Annotated in this window: 3 protein-coding genes; 2 read left to right on the forward strand and 1 reads right to left on the reverse strand. The window is 52.7% G+C overall.

All coding sequences use genetic code 11. The features are described from left to right. Both LLG96_08175 and LLG96_08180 read left to right on the forward strand, forming a co-directional pair. Positions 1 to 315: competence protein (locus LLG96_08175; GenBank protein ID MCE5250183.1), on the forward strand; the 315-nt coding region annotated here is incomplete at its 5' end. A 332-nt stretch (positions 316 to 647) separates the two neighbouring features. Beyond that, the gene (locus LLG96_08180) at positions 648 to 1985 is read left to right on the forward strand and encodes a hypothetical protein (protein MCE5250184.1); all 1338 of its coding nucleotides are present in this window, start codon (positions 648 to 650) and stop codon (positions 1983 to 1985) included. A gap of 181 nt (positions 1986 to 2166) precedes the next feature. Here the strand turns inward: LLG96_08180 and LLG96_08185 are convergent. Next, on the reverse strand, positions 2167 to 3318 hold a 1152-nt coding region (locus LLG96_08185), incomplete at its 5' end, for a hypothetical protein (protein MCE5250185.1).

Genomic DNA, 3318 nt, shown 5'->3' on the forward strand with positions numbered 1-3318 from the left:
ATCCATCCCCGTGCGACGCTGGTGGGTGCCCTCGGGAAATACTCCCGTGTTGATGAGCCGATCATCTTCGTGACCGAACTTGTGGCATTCTTCAACCTCGAAGGCTGGGCGCATCTGACGGATAAGAAGGAAGACAAAAAGAAAGGCGAATTCTTTGCTTTCAGCCGCACTGCCTATGGTATCGTAAAGACCCGCACTGATGGCCACCGCTTACTGGTCTATACAGACAGCGGAAAGGTGGATATGAAGGAAGCATATTGTTATTCGCTCGACAAGAACGGTTTACCGGTGCCGTCACCGGTCGTGAGAATATAACGAACCCGGACAGAGACCGTCTAGAGCAATCCCAGCCGGTGCCCGTCGTTCGATGTTTTCCGTGTACCGGGAAATTTTTACAGACCGTTTTGCCGGTCAGGTTTCCGGCCTTCGCTTTAATAAACAGCGCCGCCATTTTCTCCGGAATGTCCTGTATGGTGACTTCAATGAGATTTCTCAGGTGAATGTCTGCGCGCAGACACTCATCCTTGATCCGATTCAGATTTCTATGCTTTTCATTGCTCTTTGGTGAAAAAACGGTTAATTTGATGAAGATGAGAATTATAGAGGTCTTCAACAGCTTAAAAGTCATATAGAAAGGAATTGGCAAAATGAACAGAAAGGCACTGGCAGCAGGAATTTTCAGCGCTGTATTCATTGCTGTGACCGTTACAGCGGTGTACGCGCAGACGACAACGGCGAAAAAAACCTCCCCGAAAGAGGCGGCCGCAAAGAAGACGGATTTCGGGACCGAGTATTACAGCGAGACGGTGCGGGTGCTCAACCTCATGTGGGACAATCGTAAAGACCAGATCGGCAAAATCAGCGAGCGCGCAGCCGCTACGCTCCGTGCGGGGCATAAAGTGGTCTGGGACTGCACTGCGGGTCATTCCAACATCAATGAAGTTGAACCTTCGCTGCCCTGCCTGCCGAAAGGCGGGATGATTTCCGCCACGGAGTTCAGCGGTCAGAAGGCCACCATTGATGCTCTTGGCAGGGATGACATGCTCATCACCAACTTTATCAACGAACAGACAGCAGCCGCTCACAACCGTGGCGTGTATGTGGTGGGGGTCACCGACAGCTATTTCCGTCACCGCTCCTTTTCCGAGCAGGATAATCAGGACAAGAAACCTAATTACCAGGACCTGGAACTGGAGGACATCTCCAGCGAAGTACTCATTTCCGAAGTACCCGGCCAGATCGGGCTGGTGAACATGCCCTACATCTCGGAGATGAAAGTCGGCGCTGGAGTGGGAAACTTCATGATCGCCCTTTACTGGATGGTCGTTTCCGAGGTTGCGGACAAGATGAAGAATCCGGACGCCCCATCACTGCAGTACGCCGCGCAGTACCATGACACCATCATGAAACGGCTCGACAGTATCTTCAAGACACAGAAACCCTTACTCTGGTCTACTGCGGACGAACTTGCGGTAAAGGTTGGCAACGGCGCCCACATGTGGGTGGAATCCTGGCCGAAGAGCGTGTTCAACGATGCCAGTGGCGCATCCATGGGTCTGGTGTTCACCAATCACTATCCAAAGGAAAAAATGAAGCCGGGAGATGTGATGTTTGTCTGCGAGGTCTCCGACAGCACGAACTCCGCCATGGTGCAGGAAGCCCGCGCGGCTAAAGCCAGGGGCGCCTACATTGTCGCTATCGGCCCGGCAAACCAGGTGGAGCTCAAAAAGCTTGCCGATGTGTATTTCGACAACCTGAGTCCGGAGGGGTACGGTCTCTTCCGGATCAAGGGGCACGACAACAGGATCGCCCTCGCAGGGTCGCTCATCAACAGCATCGTATACGGCGCTTTCTCCACGCAGATGGTGCAGGAGATGAACAAACGCAGCTGGTATCCCAAATACTATATGAGCTACAACTGGGGCGGCGCTTCCGGCGGGTACTTCGAGTGGTTGAACTGGTGCGTGAACCGCGTGGGATTCTGAAAAGAGCAATTCTCTCTCACAGTGACGTAAAACGCAAGGGGAAAGATATAAATAATCTTTTCGATATACCCCGATTGTGAAGGCTTAAGTATTTTATAGAAAACCCCGCCGGTATCAGGTGGGGTTTTCTATATCTCGGTGTGCTGACAGTAAAGAGAAACATGTTCCATCGCAACGACACCTACTTCACCTTCCGGTCGATGAGCGCGTAAATATTCTCCGCAATGAGCTGCGGCCCGATAAACGCTCCGCCGTAATTCCCCGTGGTGCTGTTGTGCGTATCGGCAAAACAGTAGTCGAATTCGCCGTTCCTGAAGGGTTCGTATGTCTCCGGAAGGTTGTGCGGACGCCAGTCATTGTCGGTACTGGTATGCATCCACCGGATTGCCGCGATGGTGACTCCCTTGAAGTAACGGTTCCAGTTGATCTCAGGATCGACCGTATCCCAGTCGATGCCGTAATTGCCGGACAGATTGAATACCGAGAGGACCTCCCACTGCACATGGTCGCGAACCCAGTTTGCAAAGTACCAGTCGCTCGAACACAGGCATGGCTTGGTGTTATACATCATCTTCACATCGGCAGTCTCCCAGAGATGCGTAAAAGGAATCAAAGACCGTATCCAGTAAATCGCCCGTGCTTTGTACCGCTCGTCGCCGAAAGCCTTGTATCCCAGATAATACGCGATCGCCGCATGACCCGCGGCATAAAGGTTCGGGGCGTGAAGCGGCGTTTCCCAATAATCCCCGCCTTCGGGACGGGTCATGGACATGCAGTATTCAAGCGCTTTACGGGCGGCATTCTTATATTCCGGTTTCCCGGTTTTTTCCGCAATATCCAGAAGAGTCGGCACCGGAGTCATGCAGAGATCGAGCGCCGTATCGCCCGCATGCCCCATCGGCTCGATAAACGAGGTGGCAACCTTGAAGTCGTCCTTGACATAATGACGGCCGTCCGGGTCGAAATAAAACGAGCCGTCCTCACGCTGATACTTGAGCAGTGTATCTCCCTGCTCGATTAAACCCTTGTTGTCCGAATCGCTCTTTGTTGCCTTTTTTTCAGGTACCTGAGTGCGGCACCATGCTATTTTTGCCTTGAGCTCTTTTGCAACTTTCGTATCCGCGTTTTCACGGACATATCGTTCGAGAAAACCGGGGACATGCGGATTGCCGTGAAATCCTTTCCCTTCGGCCCACAAATTGGAATTGTATGCACCCGCGATACGGTCGAGCGTTTCCCGGAAAGGCCATTTCGGTTCCGGCGGCTCCGGGAGACCGTGACGTTTTACCCAGTCTATAACGACATCGAGGCTGTTACCCTGACTGAGCCAGAG

Source organism: bacterium, assembly GCA_021372535.1.
GTDB lineage: Bacteria > Latescibacterota > Latescibacteria > Latescibacterales > Latescibacteraceae > JAFGMP01.